This window comes from Sphingobacterium sp. GW821-FHT03E03 (assembly GCF_059420745.1).
The window spans coordinates 20,829-39,200 of record NZ_JBWKUH010000010.1 but is presented as its reverse complement, the minus strand read 5'-3'; the positions used below and the strand labels follow the sequence as shown (position 1 = coordinate 39,200).

At 38.2% G+C, this 18,372-nt stretch carries 12 protein-coding genes; 4 read left to right on the top strand and 8 right to left on the bottom strand.

Annotated elements, in window-relative coordinates:
* Window positions 1-12: 12 nt before the first annotated feature.
* Window positions 13-744, top strand: coding sequence for an RDD family protein (locus tag AC07UV_RS12990; RefSeq protein WP_282251579.1), 732 nt, complete (start codon window positions 13-15; stop codon window positions 742-744).
* 221 nt (window positions 745-965) lie between these two features.
* On the opposite strand, the gene fabD is transcribed toward AC07UV_RS12990, so the two are convergent.
* From fabD to AC07UV_RS12975, 3 genes are all read right to left on the bottom strand, one after another.
* Window positions 966-1,856, bottom strand: coding sequence for an ACP S-malonyltransferase (gene fabD, locus AC07UV_RS12985; RefSeq protein WP_495184066.1), 891 nt, complete (start codon window positions 1,854-1,856; stop codon window positions 966-968).
* A gap of 99 nt (window positions 1,857-1,955) precedes the next feature.
* On the bottom strand, window positions 1,956-3,185 hold the full coding sequence (locus AC07UV_RS12980; RefSeq protein WP_495184065.1) for a M16 family metallopeptidase: 1,230 nt from the start codon (window positions 3,183-3,185) through the stop codon (window positions 1,956-1,958).
* A 283-nt stretch (window positions 3,186-3,468) separates the two neighbouring features.
* Complete coding sequence (locus AC07UV_RS12975; RefSeq protein WP_495184064.1) at window positions 3,469-6,306, bottom strand: outer membrane beta-barrel protein; 2,838 nt, start codon at window positions 6,304-6,306, stop codon at window positions 3,469-3,471.
* Window positions 6,307-6,531: 225 nt separating this feature from the next.
* Here AC07UV_RS12975 and rnhB point away from each other — a divergent pair, with 225 nt between their 5' ends.
* Window positions 6,532-7,128 (top strand): ribonuclease HII, encoded by a 597-nt coding sequence (gene rnhB, locus AC07UV_RS12970; protein WP_282251575.1) that lies wholly within the window; start codon window positions 6,532-6,534, stop codon window positions 7,126-7,128.
* Window positions 7,129-7,158: 30 nt separating this feature from the next.
* On the opposite strand, the gene AC07UV_RS12965 is transcribed toward rnhB, so the two are convergent.
* The 5 genes from AC07UV_RS12965 to AC07UV_RS12945 all read right to left on the bottom strand — a co-directional run bounded on the left by AC07UV_RS12965 (window position 7,159) and on the right by AC07UV_RS12945 (window position 14,817).
* Window positions 7,159-9,639, bottom strand: a complete 2,481-nt coding sequence (locus AC07UV_RS12965; protein ID WP_495184063.1) for a YfhO family protein — start codon at window positions 9,637-9,639, stop codon at window positions 7,159-7,161.
* 249 nt (window positions 9,640-9,888) lie between these two features.
* Window positions 9,889-10,206, bottom strand: a complete 318-nt coding sequence (locus AC07UV_RS12960) for a YbjQ family protein (RefSeq protein ID WP_077437339.1) — start codon at window positions 10,204-10,206, stop codon at window positions 9,889-9,891.
* 4 nt (window positions 10,207-10,210) lie between these two features.
* A complete protein-coding gene (locus tag AC07UV_RS12955; protein ID WP_495184062.1) occupies window positions 10,211-10,897 on the bottom strand; it encodes a potassium channel family protein in 687 nt (228 codons plus the stop codon).
* Window positions 10,898-11,006: 109 nt separating this feature from the next.
* Window positions 11,007-12,797, bottom strand: coding sequence for a TrkH family potassium uptake protein (locus tag AC07UV_RS12950; protein WP_495184061.1), 1,791 nt, complete (start codon window positions 12,795-12,797; stop codon window positions 11,007-11,009).
* Window positions 12,798-12,921: 124 nt separating this feature from the next.
* Window positions 12,922-14,817: a hypothetical protein gene (locus AC07UV_RS12945; RefSeq protein WP_495184060.1), complete on the bottom strand. Its 1,896-nt coding sequence runs from the start codon at window positions 14,815-14,817 to the stop codon at window positions 12,922-12,924.
* Window positions 14,818-15,092: 275 nt separating this feature from the next.
* Here AC07UV_RS12945 and AC07UV_RS12940 point away from each other — a divergent pair, with 275 nt between their 5' ends.
* Window positions 15,093-15,950, top strand: coding sequence for a hypothetical protein (locus AC07UV_RS12940; protein ID WP_495184059.1), 858 nt, complete (start codon window positions 15,093-15,095; stop codon window positions 15,948-15,950).
* Window positions 15,910-18,366: a hypothetical protein gene (locus AC07UV_RS12935; RefSeq protein WP_495184058.1), complete on the top strand. Its 2,457-nt coding sequence runs from the start codon at window positions 15,910-15,912 to the stop codon at window positions 18,364-18,366. The genes AC07UV_RS12940 and AC07UV_RS12935 overlap by 41 nt, the downstream gene beginning before the upstream one ends.
* Window positions 18,367-18,372 lie beyond the last annotated feature (6 nt).

The window sequence follows — 18,372 nt, the reverse complement described above, 5'->3', positions numbered from 1 at the left end:
TAAACCAAATATATGAATAAGCTTGAGATAAACACAGCACAAAATGTAAAAATCCAGTATAATCTTGCTAGCCTAGGTTCGAGGATGATCGCATTTGCAATAGACTATTTTATTATCGTGTGTTACTTTTTCTTTTGTATGTTTCTGTTGGATGCATTAGATATCACGAGTAGAGACCCTTATCTTTTCTACGGTATTATTATGGGGATGACGTTACCTGCATTTTTTTATACCTTGATTACCGAAACGGCATTTGGTGGTCAGACCATTGGTAAAAAGATCATGAAAATAAAAGTAGTAAAGCTCGATGGCTCTCGTGCCGACTTTTATCAGTATCTATCACGATGGACATTATCAATAGTAGATATATGGATGACCATGGGTGGTATTGCGATTACCGCTATTGTTCTATCCAAAAATGGTCAACGCATTGGAGATATCGCCGGAGAAACATCTGTCATTAGTTTGAAACCTAGTTTGAAGCTCAGTGATACGATTTATGAAGAGACCTTTGAAAATCATCCCATTTTATTCCCCCAAGTCATTAAGTTGAGCGACAAAGATGCAAATGCGATCAAAGAGGTTTATCAAACGGCATTTGACAGGAGAGATGTAGGAATACTGACAGCCTTGGTGCAACGTCTCGAGGCGGTTATGGAAGTTAAACACCCTGAAAAAATGACACCTAATGATTTCGTTTTACAGGTCATGAAAGATCATTATAGCATGTTTAAGGACAAATAGACTAATAATTCGCTATTAGGCCTTGCATTTATTTGGTTAAGCAATGGATATCAGCCAGAAGTGTTACAGCTTTTAAACGCTAGCAACCGAATCAGCACCGTTAGAAGGCAAAAGGTTTATATGCCCTAAATTCGCGTTTTGTAAAGAAGATACCATGAGATTTTATGTATAAGAAAAGGGCCGAATAATCGGCCCTTGATCTCTTGTAGTTAAGACAATTCTTAAGCTGTTACCGAAGCCGCTGAAGTTTGTACCTGACGATCTACTTTCTTAACTAAACCTTGCAAGACATTTCCTGGCCCAACCTCTACAAATGCAGTAGCACCATCCGCAAGCATATTTTGTACAGTCTGTGTCCAACGCACAGCCCCGGTCAATTGTGCAATCAGATTTTGCTTAATAATAGCGGGTTCCGTTTGTGGTTGTGCATCAATATTTTGATAAATAAGGCATCTTGGAGATAAAATATCAGTCGCTTCAATGGCAGCTTGTAATTCAACTTTAGCAGATTCCATCAATGGCGAATGGAATGCACCGCCAACATTTAATTTTAAAGCTCTTTTCGCTCCAGCCTCAGTCAACAAAGCACAGGCTTTATCTACACCTTCTATTGATCCCGAAATAACTAATTGTCCCGGACAATTGTAATTCGCCGCTACAACCACTTCATCCACTTTAGCGCAAATTTCTTCTACAACAGCATCTTCTAAGCCCAAAATTGCGGCCATTGTTGAAGGTTGCAATTCACATGCTTTTTGCATGGCATTCGCGCGTTGGGATACCAATTTCAGTCCATCTTCGAAACTCAAAGCTCCCGCTGCAACCAATGCTGAAAACTCACCTAAGGAGTGCCCAGCCACCATATCTGGCTGAAATGAGTCCCCTAAAGCTTTAGCCAAAATAACAGAATGCAGAAAAATTGCAGGCTGTGTTACATTAGTTTGTTTCAACTCCTCGTCCGTACCGGAAAACATAATATCCGTGATACGAAATCCTAAAATATCATTAGCCTTTTCAAACAAAGCTTTTGTTTCTTCATTTAAGTTATACAGGTCTTGTCCCATCCCAACAAATTGGGCTCCCTGACCAGGAAATACATATGCTGTTTTCATCTGTTATATTTTTTTCTTTAATGGCTGATGAGAGCTCGCAAGCTCGGTTTCATATTTAAGAATTACTGTAACCACAAATATATAGAATTCTATCAAATATTAATCTTCTGGAACAAAACTCAACGACAGCATCTTCCTAGGGTCAAATACATCCTGCGCAATGGCCAGGAGATTAGTGTTATTTAAATGCTGGATTTTTTCGATCACTTCATCCAATAATATAACACGATCGTAATCCATCACATTTTTAGCTGCTGAAATAATCATACTCATCCGATTCTCTTCAGTTAAAGCAATTTGACCAACAAACTTCTGTTTTGCTTTCTTCAACTTGATATCGGATAGGGATTGATCGCACATTTTAGATAGCTCTTTAAACACCAACTTTTTTGCTTTTTCAACCTTTTCTTCATCAGTTCCGAGATAGATGCTAAATAACCCTGTATCCGAAAAGATCGTGTAATTAGATTCGATGGTATAGGCAATTCCATATTTTTCCCGGATGGATAGATTAAGGATAGATCCCATACCCATTCCTCCCAACATATTATTCAGAAGCAACAATCCTGTTTTACGCTCGTCACGATAATCATAGGCCAATGAGCCGAGCATATAGTGCACTTGATTGATTGGTTTGGGAATCTCAATATGTTGTTCTATAATTGGACTAACATCATTTCTCGTACGCGAAATAGTATTTTGTGTTATTCCTCCAAAGACTTTATACAGCAACTTTTCGACCTCTTTCAACTTATAATTACCTGTAATACCGATAACCATTTCGTGAGTATCATAATTAGATTGCATAAAATCCGTAATATCGTTTTTTTGCAATGCTAAAAGCTGATCTTCAAGCCCTAGGATGTTATGCCCCAACCCCGATCCTTTAAATATAAGATCTTCGAAATCATCGACGATAGATTCTTCTGGGCTATCCAGGTAAGATGCCATTTCATCAACAATAACCGATTTTTCCTTGTCCATTTCCACCTCAGGAAAAGTAGAATGAAAGAAAATATCCTCAAATAGATCTAGCGCTCGATTGAGATAAGGCTGTAGTATAGAGGCATGAACACAAGTATACTCTTTTGTTGTATAAGCGTTTAGGTCTCCTCCGACAGACTCCAGATAATCAATAATCTGTTGCGTTGAACGTTTCTCGGTTCGTTTAAATAAAAGATGTTCAATAAAATGAGCGACACCAAACTTACCCTCGGATTCGTCCCGTGACCCAGCATTAATAACCATACACACATGGGTTATTGGCAAATTTTGATATTGGAATACCACACGGATTCCATTTGAAAGTCTAATGATTTCGTACTCCATTCAGTTTATGAAATTTCTTTAATTGATCTATTCTCACTTCCCTAACGCATTTCCTCCTCACAAACCGACCAAGCTTCCTTTATTTACGATAATTAGCGAAAAGATCGCCAAAATATATGTTTTACAGTCCAGCCATTATTGCAACAATAGCTCGAACATATTGAATACCACCGATCAAACTTAACCATTTTGGTGCATTTTCAGCAAAACTAGGGATTTTTAAACGCAAAACGGTCATAGCGAAATCACTATAACCGTTTTTTAGCTAGCTTTTTTGTTCGGCTTACATACGAGGTCTTCTCATACCTCCATGAAAGTCATCTCCCCCCTGTGGGGTCCCCATTGCAAACTTCTGGAATTTATAGGTGAATAAAAGCATAAAATAGCGCCCGAGGCGATTTGTACGACTATCCATGATCATAGATTCGTTCACTGTTCTAGATACATTGGTCTGTTCGTTCAACAAATCAAATGCCTGTAGGCGTATAGTAGCACGTTGTTCCTTTAAGAACTTTTGCTCAACATAAGTATTGATAACAAACGGATTTGCATTAATTCCCGCACCATAACCACTATTAAACTGTTTTGAAAGATCTGCCCCAAAAATTGTTGTCGGTGTAATATTTATTGAACCAATCAAAGTCGGTGTCCAAGAAGAAACATTGGTTGTTCGATTTGTCAATGAATTTTCCGTATGATTGTATTGATAACGAACACCAGGATTTATTTCTAGATTTTCGGAAGGGTTATACCTAAACATCAAGCCCTGATTAAATACAATATTACTGGCAATATTTTTTTGACCAATATTATCATCTTTCTCCGTAGAAACATAACCTATGTTTTTGTTATAAGAAACTCCTCCCATCAACATAATATTGTAGGTTTTTTCTTTCAGTGATTTCCCATAATGATAAAAAGAACTAACATTAAATGGTTTGTCATTAGTTTCATTCAAATACCGTGTTTCGGAAATTAAGGTGGAATTTGTTTGTCCTGTCTGATAATCTATTAAATCATCAAAATAACTCTTGCTAAGGCTCACAATTTTATTATTTGTCAGGCCAGCATTGACAAAAGCGAAGAAGTTATTTCCTTTCTGAAAATCATTTTTGCGAAAACGCATATTCAATTGGTGGCTAAACTCGGGATTTAGATTTGCATTACCGATTACTATACTCGTACGATTTGTACTCATATCAAAGGGTAGAATCTGGGTAACTGACGGTTCATTTGGCGTGCCGGAATAGTTCACAGAAATATTGGATTGGCGGGAGAACTTATACTCAAATCGCGCAATTGGCATCCAATTCATATTGTTTCGATGTATCGGAACAATTAATCCCGAACTGATTGCATCTCCCCGCAATTGAGACGGTTGTGCAGCTGCCCCAATAGAATAGGTGATTTTATCGCCATTATATAGATAATTAGCACCTACTTTATGTGTTGAGAAAGAATAATCATAATTATAGTCAAAATTCAATTTAGGATCATCAGCAATCAGCTCCCCAGCCATATTACGACCTTCCTGTCTATTGGAATTATCATATTTATTCTTGTTGAAATCATAGGTAAACTCTAATCTTCCTTTTTCTGAAAGTGGCTCTGTATAGTTCAATGAAGCACCTGCGTTCCAGCTTTTATTACTGGCCTCTAAAATCGTTTTCTCATAAATCGAACTTAAAGGAGCATCTGCATTATTAGGATCTGCCAATAACCTATCCAAGATTGCGTTTTGGTCCTTTTCTGTTTTTGCATTATTGAAGTTCATGTTTACAAAAACATTTCTGCCTTTATCATTCAATTTACGATTGTATAATCCGCTGACACCAAATCGAGGAGCTGTCGAATTAGCGATTATATCCTGTTTTTGTGAATTGTTAAATGCGTTGTTGCGATAGGTAGTTGATTCCGAAAATGTTGTTACATCACTTTTATCATAACCAAATTGTGGTGAGATTTTAATATAGTCATTGGCTGAGGGTTTCCACTCCACATTTGCCTCGAAGCGATGACTACCGCCAATCGTGTTGCTATTAGATGTAACACTATCCGTTTGCATGATATTGGGAAGCGTGTTTTCCTGAAATCGCTGTGATAATGTCGTATTGTTACTATGGCTATAACTATAGCTACCATAAGCAGTCAGCTTATCAGAAAAATCCTTGCGAAAATTAAGACCAATGGAACCTATCTTAGTAAGGCCATCTGAACCACCAAACATACCGCCACCACGGCGTCCACCACCACCTTGACCACGTCGGGCGCCACCACCTGTTGTATTGAAATCAAACAAGGGTGCATTGGTATTGTTTAAGTTTCCTAGTACAGAAATCTGCTCTCCTTCGCGCATCCCCATCCACATTCCTGTTGCCTGATAACGATCCTCTGTTCCATAGCCAGCACGGAGCGTTGTCATATGACCTTGGTTATATTTGGGATCGATCTGAATGTTCAGTACTTTTTCGGAATCACCGTTCTTGTTACCTGTAATGTTAGCCATGTCCCCATAATCATCAATAATCTGCATTTTTTGCACAATATTGGCTGGAAGATTCTGAGTTGCTGTCTTAACATCGCCTCCAAAGAAGTCTTTGCCATTAATTCTGACCCTTTTTACAGATTCACCCTGCGCGGTAACATTCCCATCTTTATCCACTTCAACGCCTTGTAATTTTTTCAACGCATCCTCCGCTACAGCCCCATCACGTAACTTCAGATCCTTCATAGTGTACTCCAGCGTATCACTTTTCACAACCACGGTAGGTACCCCATCCACAACAACCTCCTCAAGCATCTGCGAATTCTGTTGCAAGGTCAAACTTGGGATAATGTATTTTACCTCTCCCTTAGGAAAATCAAACTCCTTTTCAAAACGTTCAAACCCTAAATTAGAAACGGTAATCTTAAACGTATCCGCCTTGATCCTATCAAATATAAAAATACCGGCCATATTTGAACCTGCTACCATAGAATCCAATTTTGAAGTCAACTTAACAGTTGCTCCTGCGACAACTCGGTTCTTGTCGTCCTTTAACATTCCTTGTACGCTTCTCGTCTGGCCATATACTGTCCATCCTGTTAACATACTCAATAAAAAAAGCATGAAGCCTCTCATAATACCTATTTTTTTATATCTCTATAATTGACAAATTTTTGACCGAATGCCCCCGTTTAAGTTTAACCAACTCCTCTCTTTTCTATTCACAACAGCGCATTCTAAATCTTTACAAAAGAAGACATTATTAGTGTTAATTAATGTAAAAGGGCATTATTCACACAGAAGTTACAATGCATAACTCTAATTTTATTTGTACTTTCGTTCATTTACAGAACTAGAAAAATGCTATTATCATATTATCAAGATCAACAGGTTGAAGCGGGATGTGACGAGGCTGGCAGAGGTTGTTTGGCAGGACCAGTCTTTGCAGCAGCGGTAATTTTCCCCGCTGATTATCATCATGAGCTGCTCAACGATTCGAAAAAATTAAGCGAAAAAAAAAGGATGGCATTACGGCCGATAATTGAACGGGAAGCACTTGCCTATGCTGTAGCGAGTGTTTCAGCGGAAGAAATTGACCGCATAAATATTCACAATGCCAGTTATCTTGCCATGCATAAAGCCTTAGATATGCTACAAATAAAAGCGGAATATATCATTGTGGACGGGAACAGATTTATTCCTTACCAAGAAACTCCCCATTCGTGCATCATAAAAGGTGATGGAAAATACCTTTCTATCGCAGCAGCCTCCATCTTGGCCAAAACCTACCGTGACGAATACATGGACAATCTGGCTTCGGATTACCCCGCTTATGATTGGCTTAATAATAAAGGCTATCCGACCGTAAAGCATCGGACTGCAGTGCTAGAATATGGTTCTACACCGCATCATAGAAAAAGCTTTAGAATAACTGACCCACAGCTCAAATTATTCTAAAGCTTCAACCTTTAAAAAAGAAACAGCTTGCTATGCAACTGTTTCTTTTTTTGTATCCCGTAATGAGAAATATGCAGCAGCCGCTACTCCTAATCCAAGGATAATCGACGCTATTAAAGTCAGTAAATTACCCATCTTATGTGATTCTGGATCAAAGATAAATTCGACTTTATGTGTTCCCGCTGGCAACTGCAACGCTCTCAGCAAATAATCTGCACGGATAATTGGCGTTTCCTTTCCATCAACATAAGCCTTCCAGCCCTTATCGTAGAATATCTCGGAGAATACCGCAAAAGCGTCATTAGCAGTAGTATATTCGTACTGCATTTTATCAGGATGATAGGAAGTCAATTTAATTTCTCCTGTTGTAGTCGCGCTCGAAGTTTTTGCTTTGATTTCATTCTGGTACTGTTGATTCACAAATGCTTCTTTAAGTGGATCAAAAGAGCTGATCGCCTGCATTTCCTCCGCGTTTCCTTTTACAAAAGTCACCTTGTCTACAAACCAAGCATTTCCAGCGGCAGTACTCCGTCTCACAATACGCTGCGATTGATTCTGCGGATCTGTTGTAATTAAATAACGCACATTGAACATATCCAATACATCTTCATTAAGCGCTCCATTGAATTGGTTCTCTAAAATCTCCTGAAAACGCATTAATTTAGCAGCATGGTAGCCTCCTAACGATTTATGAAAATACGAAGGATGGGCATCAGAGAATGGATCAGTCGTCAAATCAAGGACGCGATAACTTGGATCCTTATCCATCAAAATCAATTGATCAACTTCGCGTTGCTGAAACACCTGCTGTGCAGTCGCACCTTTCTCCATAAAAGATTTATCATTCAAAAAGCGTTTATCTACACTCCACAAATCGAATAAAAACAAGATAAGCAAGGTCCCCAATAAAACACCTTCATTAAGCTTTTTCTTAAGGTAAAACCAAACCAGTCCGAATGTAAGCAAGACAATCAAAAAGGAGCGGTAAGCATCTTTACTCGCGATATCCTTACGATCCAAAACCAGTTGATTTGCCAGTTCCGTAGCAAAAGATTTATCACCAATTTGCTGTGTGAACGATTCTATTAAATTATTATGTTCCCCATTTCTAAAATTCAAGAATAGATCAGGCATTAAACCAATCAGTAGGCAAACGCCCCCCACACCGGCAAAAGTATAAAGCACTTTCTTATCCAGGTTTGGAATTTCTTTGGCCCGTGTCAGCAATTCATTCACCGTCATAATAGCCAACAGAGGCACTGTGATTGAAACAAGAACCAAGATGGATTCAACAGCCCTAAACTTGTTGTACATCGGAAAATAATCAAAGAATAAATCAGAAACCAATGTGAAATTCTTTCCAAATGACAAAAGCAATGCTAATATAGTAGTCGTCAATATCCACCATTTGAAACGGTTTTTGACAATGACAAGTCCCAATATAAACAAGAAGAAAACACCGGCCCCAAAATACCATGGTCCTGATGTAAAGCGTTTGTCCCCCCAATAGGTTGGCATACCTTGTGCCATCTGCCCTGCTTGAACTTCAGACACTCTTCCTTTTTCCATAAAGAATTTGGCAACATGCGATTTTTCGTCCAATTGACCACCACTAGCTCCGCCATAAGCATTAGGAATCATAAAGGTCATGGTCTCGCCAACACCTTGGCTCCATTCATAAGCATATTCTTTATCAAGTCCTTTTGCTTTTGTGTTATTATTGTCAACCTTCGTAATATTAGCATGGCCACGTGTACTTAGCTTACTGTACTCCCAAGTAGGCAATAAAATGGATGCATTGACCATTAAAGCAATGATAACCGCAATCACCTGTCTGCCGGAGGCGATAAAGAATTCCTTTAATTGTTTTTGTTTGATCGCATCGACTAAGGTAAAAATAACGTATACCATCAACGCCATTAACAAGTAATAAGTCGTCTGTAGGTGATTGACACGTATTTCCAAGGAAAGAAATAACGCCAGCAGTACTGGCCCCCATAACTTACTCCCACGATAACACATAATCACCGCAGCAATAACAGGCGGTATAAAGGCGATTGCATTTGCCCTGGTAATATGTCCAGCTTCAATATAAATAAAGTTGTAGGAAGTAAAGGCTATTGCAACTGCGCCCACCGCAGCAAGCCAGGGTTTGATGCGTAATACGCTAAAAAGAAAGTAGGCCCCCAATAGATAAAACAACACTGTATCCATCGGACTTGGAAAGGCAAATTTCACCGCTTTCAACAAGTAGGTACCTATATTATTTTCATTTGCCTGCCAGATTTGATAGGTAGGCATTCCTCCAAACATAGAATTCGTCCATAAAGGTGCCTTTCCATCTTTGGCTTTATAATCAAATAATTCCTTTTGTCCAGCTTGCGCCTGTACAACATCTGATTGGGCAAGTGTCTTTCCCTGCCAAACAGGTGTGAAATAAAAAAATACGAGCGCAATAAATACCGCAATAACGATCAAATGTGCTGAATTCGCCTTAAACCAATTTTTCATTTATCCTCTTAGGTTGTTTAAAAGTCTTAAAAGCCAAACTTAGATAAATTTGTTTTTATATACAATTATAATTATGCGCAATCTATTAAATACAGTTCTCTTAGATGATGAAAAGAAATAAACCTCAAATTGCTATGATTCATCAAAGACAGTTTAGCCTAAAAATGCAGGGGAAATGAATAATGATGGATTCACTCCCGTCTTATTTATAAAAAAAATGCCCTAATTATAATTAGGGCTATCTTGAGTTTATTTCATTTTAACGGCTGTCCCCGTTGCTCCTACCATCATCATTCCCCCTGTTCCAACAGTTTGGAAATCCAATCGTACACCAACGACTGCGTCAGCTCCCAATGCTTTCGCGCGATCTTCTAGCTCACGCAATGCAGCCTCACGAGTCTCCTGAAACGCCCGCTCGTAGGAATTGGATCGACCACCAAAAAAATCTCTAAATCCAGCCATCATATCCTTAATGGCATTCGCTCCCAAAACAACCTCTGAAGAAACAATCCCCAAATAACGATCGATCTGGTGTCCCTCGATAACACTTGTTGTTGTTAATAACATAATTTTATTCTCCTTTTTGAATTAACTTATTGATGTCGGATAATTCGCCAAAAACAACTAAGATATCCCCTTCCGCCATGACTGTTTCAGACGTGGCGATACCAGATGCTTCCTTTTGTTCTTTGGTAATTCCGTCTTTTTTCGTTTCTGTAATTTTTACTGTCGTCAATACAATAATTTTATATAGATTCGTCAGATTAGCCTCGCGTAGCGTCATACCAACATAACGCTGTGGAACCTTTGTTTCGACAATAGAATACCGATCTGAAACCTTAAAGGAATCAACGATATCGATATTGTCCAACCGCATCGCCAAGCGCTCAGCCGCCTCTTCTTCTGGCATAATATACTCATTGATCTCCATCGCTTCCAAAACTGTCTTCTGCAAATCAGATACGATACGGCCGATTATACGCTTTACTTTTAATTGTTTTAGGAGTGCTACAGTCATAAGAGACGCTCCTTCATCTTCCCCAATAGCTACAATTACAGCATGCGCATCTTTCAAAGGTAGTGAAGATACAGCCTCCCGATCTGTTGTATCCAAACATACGGTATGCGTGATCTTATCTTTGAGCTGCTCCACTATAGTTAGACTTTTATCTGCTCCAATCACTTCATGACCGAGTTCAGTAAGATGAACACCCAATGAACGCCCAAAATGTCCTAACCCTAAAACAATATACTTCATAACTCAAACTAAGATAAATTTATTGTATTTACAAGCATAATTACACCCTATACTATTAATCAACCTTTTTTCTCTTCATTTCCAAATTCACGTGTAAAAAAGAATGCATTTAAAACAAGATCTTTTCCTCCGGAAATATAATATTCCGGCGTGTCGTATTTTTGATAAACGCAACCAATAATGTTAACATACCCACACGACCGACCAGCATGGTCACCACAATGATCAGTTTTCCACCCATACTTAAGGAAGGGGTAATACCCAAACTCAAGCCGCAGGTCGTATATGCCGATAACGATTCAAACAACAAATCTTTCATACTTTTATCTGGATCAGTAAAAATAAGGACAAAAAAACTGAGCCCAACGACTATAAACGACAATAAAATGATTGCAAAAGCTTTATTGACGGATTCACTTGCTATTCTTCGTTTAAAAATTTCAATATATTCCTTACCCTTTGCTAAAGAAATAATATTTATAAAAGAAAGTGCTACTGTTGTCACTTTAACTCCGCCTCCAGTAGACCCTGGGGAGGCCCCTATCCACATCAGCAACATGATCAGAAAAATAGTTGGGGCTCCGACGAAACTTAAATCAATACTATTGTAACCTGCAGAACGCGCAGCATTTGCCATAAAAAAAGACGTGGCCCATTCGCCATCTAAGCCTTTTTCTAAAGAAAGCGTATTCTTCCGTTCCAAAAAGTAAAAGAAAAGTGTTGCCGCAACAATAATAATCGCATTACAAAGTAGAACTAACTTGGAGTTGAAGCTAAAACTCCAAGCTTTATGTTTGTAATTTTTCTTCGTGATCAAACGGTGGTACCACAGTAATATAGACTCCTTTATGTAGGTATAAAAGTTGAGCACAATTCCAAAACCTAATCCCCCAAGAATAAACAATGAGGAAAGAGCCAATTGAAATGGATAGTTGAACTTATATGCCTCATTGGTGATACCCCCAGACAAAATAGAAAATCCGGCATTACAGAAAGAAGAAATGGAATGAAAAATTGAGAAGAAAATCATACTCCCCATATTCGGGAAGTTAGTCCTTTCCAAGGTACTAAAAATCAATAATGCACCAAGAAATTCAAACAACAGTGTAATAAATATCATGGTCAACAATGTCTTAATGACTGAAGCCACTTTATTTTCACCCAATATCTCACCAAACATCAGTTGGTTTTTGAATGAAAATCCACCGGAGAAAAAATATCCAAAAAACCCTGTAAATGTCATAATTCCCAATCCACCGACCTGTATCAATACAATAATAACGGTCTGACCAAACATGCTAAAGTTGGTTGAAATATCTGATACGGACAGTCCTGTTATACAAACAGCACTAGTAGCCATAAACAAGGCATCAACAAAACTGAGCGGAGCTTCAATCGTTGTTCGCGGAAGCATCAATAGGACTGTCCCTATCAGGATAAGCACAAGAAAGCTGATAACAAATAGTATGGTGGGATTAAAATAAAAATTATCGAAAAAGAGCGTGCTTTTCGATAATTCGGCGATAAAAATAATATAAATCCCTAAATAAATCCACTGTTCGCGTGAAAAGACCGATAGCGCATCAATCCCAGCGAAACGAGCAATCAAAATAAAAATAAAATAAATCAGGATAAACAAGCCTGAATAATGTTCAACAGCAATCTTCTTCAGTGCATAGATAGATGAAGATTCCCGCAATGCGATCATAAAGAAAAGCACGAAAAATAGGTAGTGGATTGTTTTACCTAGCAAAATACCCAAAGTTGGATCTGTTACATAACCAACATTGAAAATAACTATCGCAGCACAAATCATGCTCGCATAGAACATGATCTTATCTACAAGACCGTTTTTATATTTGAAAACAAATCGAATAAAACTTAATATAGAATCTACCATTATAAACCGCAAACTAAGGTAAATTTGCCTTTATTCAAAAATCTACCAACATCTATCCCCTAAAAGCACTTTATTTTCACGTGAAACGGAATCTACCAGTGTCTTTCGCTACATCTCCACTTTTTTAATCCCCAGGTTTTTCTTTCTCTAATTCCTTTTCAGCCTTCTCTCGATCCCGTTTTCGCTTTTCCTCTATTTTGGCAGCCGCTTTTGCCTCTTCCTCCTTCTCTTCTTTTAGCAGCTCTTCAGCGGTTTTATGTTTTTTGAATATCCCTGAGAATAATTTCTTCGCTTTCTCCACTCCACTCACGACCTTCTCAACACGATCTGCTGTATTCATCAATTTTGCCTCGCGCTCTGGCCCTAAACCGACACATTGTTTAATTCCCATCAGCAAACTTTGCCACATTGCCTTAAAGAAAGGATGATAGGGGTCTCGATGCTTGTTGATATGCCCCACAGTATATTTACCATAAAGGTCTGGGTTTCCAGGATTAAATAAAACCTGATTGACCATAAATGAAAGGAAGCCCTTCTTTTCTCGACGTCCGTCCTCACCTGTTTCAGAGAGTATGTTAACTTTCAAATCGTTGTAATCCATTTTAAACGTCCCCTTACTCCTGTAGTCATTAGCCCAGACATCAAATACGATTTGTTTTAGATTACCGGATTTAACCTCAACATTCAGCAATGGCCGAATCATTTTATTGACAGCGGTTAAATCCATCTGTCCAAGACTACCCTTATAGGTATAAGCCCCAACTTTGGAGGTCATATCAAAGACAAAGTTAGTCAATAGCTTTCCTGAGTTCATAAAATTAGTGCTCAGATTAGCACGCATAAGCTTTTGCTTGAGTAACTTTGTCGAATCATTTGTCACATTCAATATGGTACCATAGGTATGATCAAAAGTAATGGTTCCTATCTGGCTATATTGATCACTCATCTCCGAATAAGCAATACCAATATTATCCAGAATCAGCGAATCAATTCCCATTCTAGTTGACATTTGCATCAATTTCATGTGCGGTGCATTTCCAATTTGTCGGGTAGCAGGACTCTTATAGTACTTATCGCTATAGATGGAAAGTTGCCCGTTTTTTAAGAATGCTTTTTGTGCATAAACCTTTTTATCTCTGGAAAGTTGCCCAAAATTGAACCCAGTCAGTTGCAAGGTGTCCATTTTAAAGACAACATAACTTCCGCCTTCCCTTTTTTTCTTATAATAGGCGGCTTTGTTTAAAGTCGGCTGATAAGCGATCTTGGTCAGGAGGACATTCCTGTCTTTACTATTGATCTTAAGTTTATCAAAATTGATTTTATAAAAACCATCCGGAGTTTTATAAGTAAAGCCCGGCACTTCGATATCGATCATCTTCGTATGATAAAAACGTTGTCTGTCTTGCTCCGAAGTCGAATCAATAAAGACATCATCAATCCGCACTTTCACTTTTTTTATCTCAAAATCCTGATGTACACCCTTTTGTACCTGCGTATATTTAAAATCAATATTATTCAAATTGACAGCTTCAACATGAATCTTCTTTAAATTATCTTTTATTTTTTCGTACAAGGGTTTCTTAGGCCCTTGGCTTACAGTATCGTTATAACTATGCACCTCATTGATAACATGTATCATTGGCGTATTTACGGTGACATCGTGTAGGAAAAGCTCTTTATCCATTAGTACCTTACGAATGCCAAAGCTTTTAATCTTAAGCTTGTTGATGATTATTGCATATCGATTGTCTGGAGCCTTTTTCATAAGCTCTAATTTTTTATACACAACACTATCCGGAATTAAATGAAGATTATCTATGGTTAGATTTCCCAGTGCAAGATTAACATGAATATCATCGTAGTGAACAGTGTACAGACTATCTGTCGCCTGCAAAACCAGCTGTTTTATTTTGGTATCCAACAGCGGTTTCAATTTATTGCTAAAATACATAATGCCCCCAGTCAAAGCCAGGAGAATAAACACAACAATCCCAATGATCCACTTAAAAATAGGCTTCATAAAGTCACAATCTCTTTGTAATTTAGTCTTTATTTATTGAATAGCAAACAAGATCAATTCCCCTTTTGTTTCAAATACTACTAAATAAAGAAAATATGCAGCTCCGAATACGACTTTTTTTATTTCTTGTACCGTTTTGGCTACTTATATTCAATTCTTGTTCAAATTCCAAACCCGAAACAGGCTTCTATTTTTGGAAAACAGTCTTTCAACTCGATACTATAGAACATCGTGCTTTAAAAGAAGTGGCTGCTAAGTCCATATATACACGAATTATGGATATAGACTTTGATCCCTCGGGTGTTCAGGCTGTCCCCATTAGCCCCATTACCTTCTCCCAGCCTGTACCTAAAGAACAGACTTTAATACCAGTCGTATTTATCAATCAGCGTATCTTTTCAGAAATGGACAGTTTACAAATAAGAGCATTAGCCAATAAGATTGTTCCATTTGTCTCTGCAAAAATTAAGCAGGCTGGTAAAGAAAAATTCAACGAATTGCAATTGGACTGTGACTGGACACAGACATCACGCGACAAATTCTTCTACTTGCTCAATTACCTACAAGAATTACCTGATTTAAAAGATGTTATTATTAGCTCAACCTTAAGATTACATCAAGTTAAGAATACTGTTACAAGCGGTATTCCACCCGTAAAAAAAGTGACTTTAATGTGCTACAACATGGGCAATTTACGCCAGTTTGGAAACCAGAATTCCATTCTGAATCAACAGGATCTAAAGGTCTATTTAGGTGGTACATTACGCAATTATCCAATGCAAATGGATATTGCACTTCCTTTATTTCAATGGTTTGTGGTTTTTAGAAACAATAGTTACATTGGTATTTCGAAATATATTAGTGAACAGGATATCAATAATAAAGCCCTATTTACACGCAACCCAAAAAGTAACTTATACATTTTAATTACCGATCTTCCAAAAGCAAATCTCAAAAAAGGAGATGTTATCCGATTTGAGCAGGTGACTCACGATGATCTTTTGCAAACGGCAAAATTTTTGAGGGGAGAACTGAACGGAAAAAAACATCAGATTATTTTTTATCATTTAGATCAAGCTACATTAGCAAATCATGACAATGCTGAGTTACAAGAAATTATTCGTGCTTTCTAGCACCACGATCGCTTTCTTTTTTGGAGAGATTGCAACAAATATCGCTTGTGGACCCGAAATGGATCCCTATGACAACCAAACAACTTACTATCTTCCGAATCTCGAAGACAACGGGTTTTCTGCATTTCAATACATCCCCTATCAATTTCTTTATACCGAAGAAGCTCCAGTCAAGGAAAGCATTGTCAACAGTGAAGCTTGGGCAAAACACCTAGGGTCGGATGTAAATATAAAAGATATCGAACAATTGATGTACTACAGCGACTCGGCGACGTCTGATTTGGTCAGTAACCAAAAAAAATCATCCTGGAGCAATCTTCCGGATTCCATCAAAGGAAATACATTTTTACAAACCTTAATTGATGGTAAACATGAACCTGAGCGAGCTTACTTTATTTTCACAAAAAAGCAAGAGCCCATTACAAATGTTCAACACAATTATTGGGATCCCAATACGCGGAATTTTAAAGAGATTGTACAATATGCCGAACTGGCCGAAGCACAGATCAACAAGCATAAAAAAAACAGTTTCCTTTTTGTCCGTTACGCTTATCAGGCCGCACGCTTATATCTATTCGGTCAGGAATATGCCAAAAGTATTGCTGTCTATGAGAAATACTTACAGCCTATAAAAGGGAATGAAGCTATTTTAAATTGGGCACTTTCCAACTACGCTGGTGCTGTCCGTAAAAATGGTGATGGGGCTAAAGCGGCATACCTTTTCTCCAGGTTATTTACAGCAAGCCCCGAAAGACGGGTTTTGGCGTACGCTAATTTTCATTATATCACAGCTTCTGACACAGAGATTTTTCAATATGCCAGCACTGATGCAGACAACTTTAACATTAATGCCATTATTGGATTCGGCACTGGAGACCGTACTATGAAATATCTAAACGCCTGTTACAAGCTTGATCCAGCCAATACCGTAAATGCAGTTTTGTTGGGAAGGGAAGTCAACAAAATAGAAGGCGATATGAATGAGTCTTTTTATATTGGTTATGGCGAGAACTACAACTATTACGCTAGAAACGAAGACAAAAGCACCATTAAACAACATTTGGATTCCCTTCGCGATTTCGCATTAAACCTCTATCAAGACAAAAAATACGTTCAGCCACGGCTTGGTTTGATTACAGCAGCTTATTTAAGCTGGATGAATAGAGAAAATGATCTAGCAAAAAAATATCTTGCCCAGGTAAAAGAAAATGAATTGAATCCTAGGTTGGGCGATCAATATCAGATTACAGTGCTGCTTACGCAATTAGCCGATTGGCAAACCAGTAAACAGATTGATCAGCCCAAGCTGGTCAAAACATTAGCGTGGCTGGAGCAGAAAGCCAAACAGGATGGCAAAAATTCAAGTAACAAAAAGGAATGGAGCTATAGTGCTTTTGAATATAGCAATTACAGTCTGATTGCTAGAAATATCCTCCAGAACCTTGTCGTCAAACATTACCTCAGCACACAAGATACAGCTATGGCGAGTTTAGCCGCTGTAAAAGCCGATATCTTCTATAATTACGGTATCGCCAAGGATTCTCTTGAAGACAACATGCAATGGTCCACCATGCATTTTTGGGAAAATAGTCTCACACCTAAAACATTATTAAAAATAAGGGCACTACTGTCTGACAACACGCAACAAAATACATTATCCCGTTTTTTATTGCAAGATATCAAGCATTTCAATAGAGATTATTTGACAGAACTGCTAGGCACAGCATATCTACGGGAGCTTGATTTTCAAAAAGCGGCGACAACATTACAGGCACTTCCTAAAGATCACAAAATAAAAGAAATAAGGAATTCGTACAATGAAGATGAAACGGATATTATCCCCAGTCCGTTTATCGTCACCATCAATGACTATCCAAAGAAATACGGAAAAGAGAATACGACCAAACTAAAATATGCAGAACGCATGGCCCGATTGGAGAATGCCATAAAAAGCGAAAAAAACAATCAGAAAAAAGCCGACTATTACTTTCAGATGGCCACAGGCATTTATCAGACCAGCACCTACGGAAACGCCTGGTCTTTGGTGTCGTACGATTGGTCATCCTCAGACAATCATGCTGGCACAACAATTCACTGGCAACGGAATTACGTACAGACAAAATCAGCAAAAGAATGGTATAACAAAGCCCGGTCACTAAGTTCAGATAAAGAGTTTAAGGCCAAATGTACCTTCATGCTCGCAAAATGTGAACAGAAAGACTTTGTTTATACTGAGGACACTCGCTGGCAATATTATGATTCCCCCTTGAAAAATCCGTTCTACCGCTTTTCGCTGCAGAATAGGTACTTTAAAGAACTAAATACACAATATAAGGACACGCCTTTTTTCAATATGGCTTCAAAGGAATGTACCTATCTAAGGGACTACATGAATCTAACACAAGCCATAAAATAAACGCTC

Coding starts and splice junctions, on each gene's coding strand:
- AC07UV_RS12975 (WP_495184064.1), bottom strand. CDS start 6,306: ATGAGAGGCTTCATGCTTTTTTTATTGAGTATGTTAACAGGATGGACA.
- AC07UV_RS12950 (WP_495184061.1), bottom strand. CDS start 12,797: ATGGTAGATTCTATATTAAGTTTTATTCGATTTGTTTTCAAATATAAA.
- AC07UV_RS12955 (WP_495184062.1), bottom strand. CDS start 10,897: ATGAAGTATATTGTTTTAGGGTTAGGACATTTTGGGCGTTCATTGGGT.
- AC07UV_RS12990 (WP_282251579.1), top strand. CDS start 13: ATGAATAAGCTTGAGATAAACACAGCACAAAATGTAAAAATCCAGTAT.
- rnhB (WP_282251575.1), top strand. CDS start 6,532: ATGCTATTATCATATTATCAAGATCAACAGGTTGAAGCGGGATGTGAC.
- AC07UV_RS12965 (WP_495184063.1), bottom strand. CDS start 9,639: ATGAAAAATTGGTTTAAGGCGAATTCAGCACATTTGATCGTTATTGCG.
- fabD (WP_495184066.1), bottom strand. CDS start 1,856: ATGAAAACAGCATATGTATTTCCTGGTCAGGGAGCCCAATTTGTTGGG.
- AC07UV_RS12980 (WP_495184065.1), bottom strand. CDS start 3,185: ATGGAGTACGAAATCATTAGACTTTCAAATGGAATCCGTGTGGTATTC.
- AC07UV_RS12945 (WP_495184060.1), bottom strand. CDS start 14,817: ATGAAGCCTATTTTTAAGTGGATCATTGGGATTGTTGTGTTTATTCTC.
- AC07UV_RS12935 (WP_495184058.1), top strand. CDS start 15,910: ATGACAATGCTGAGTTACAAGAAATTATTCGTGCTTTCTAGCACCACG.
- AC07UV_RS12940 (WP_495184059.1), top strand. CDS start 15,093: ATGGATATAGACTTTGATCCCTCGGGTGTTCAGGCTGTCCCCATTAGC.
- AC07UV_RS12960 (WP_077437339.1), bottom strand. CDS start 10,206: ATGTTATTAACAACAACAAGTGTTATCGAGGGACACCAGATCGATCGT.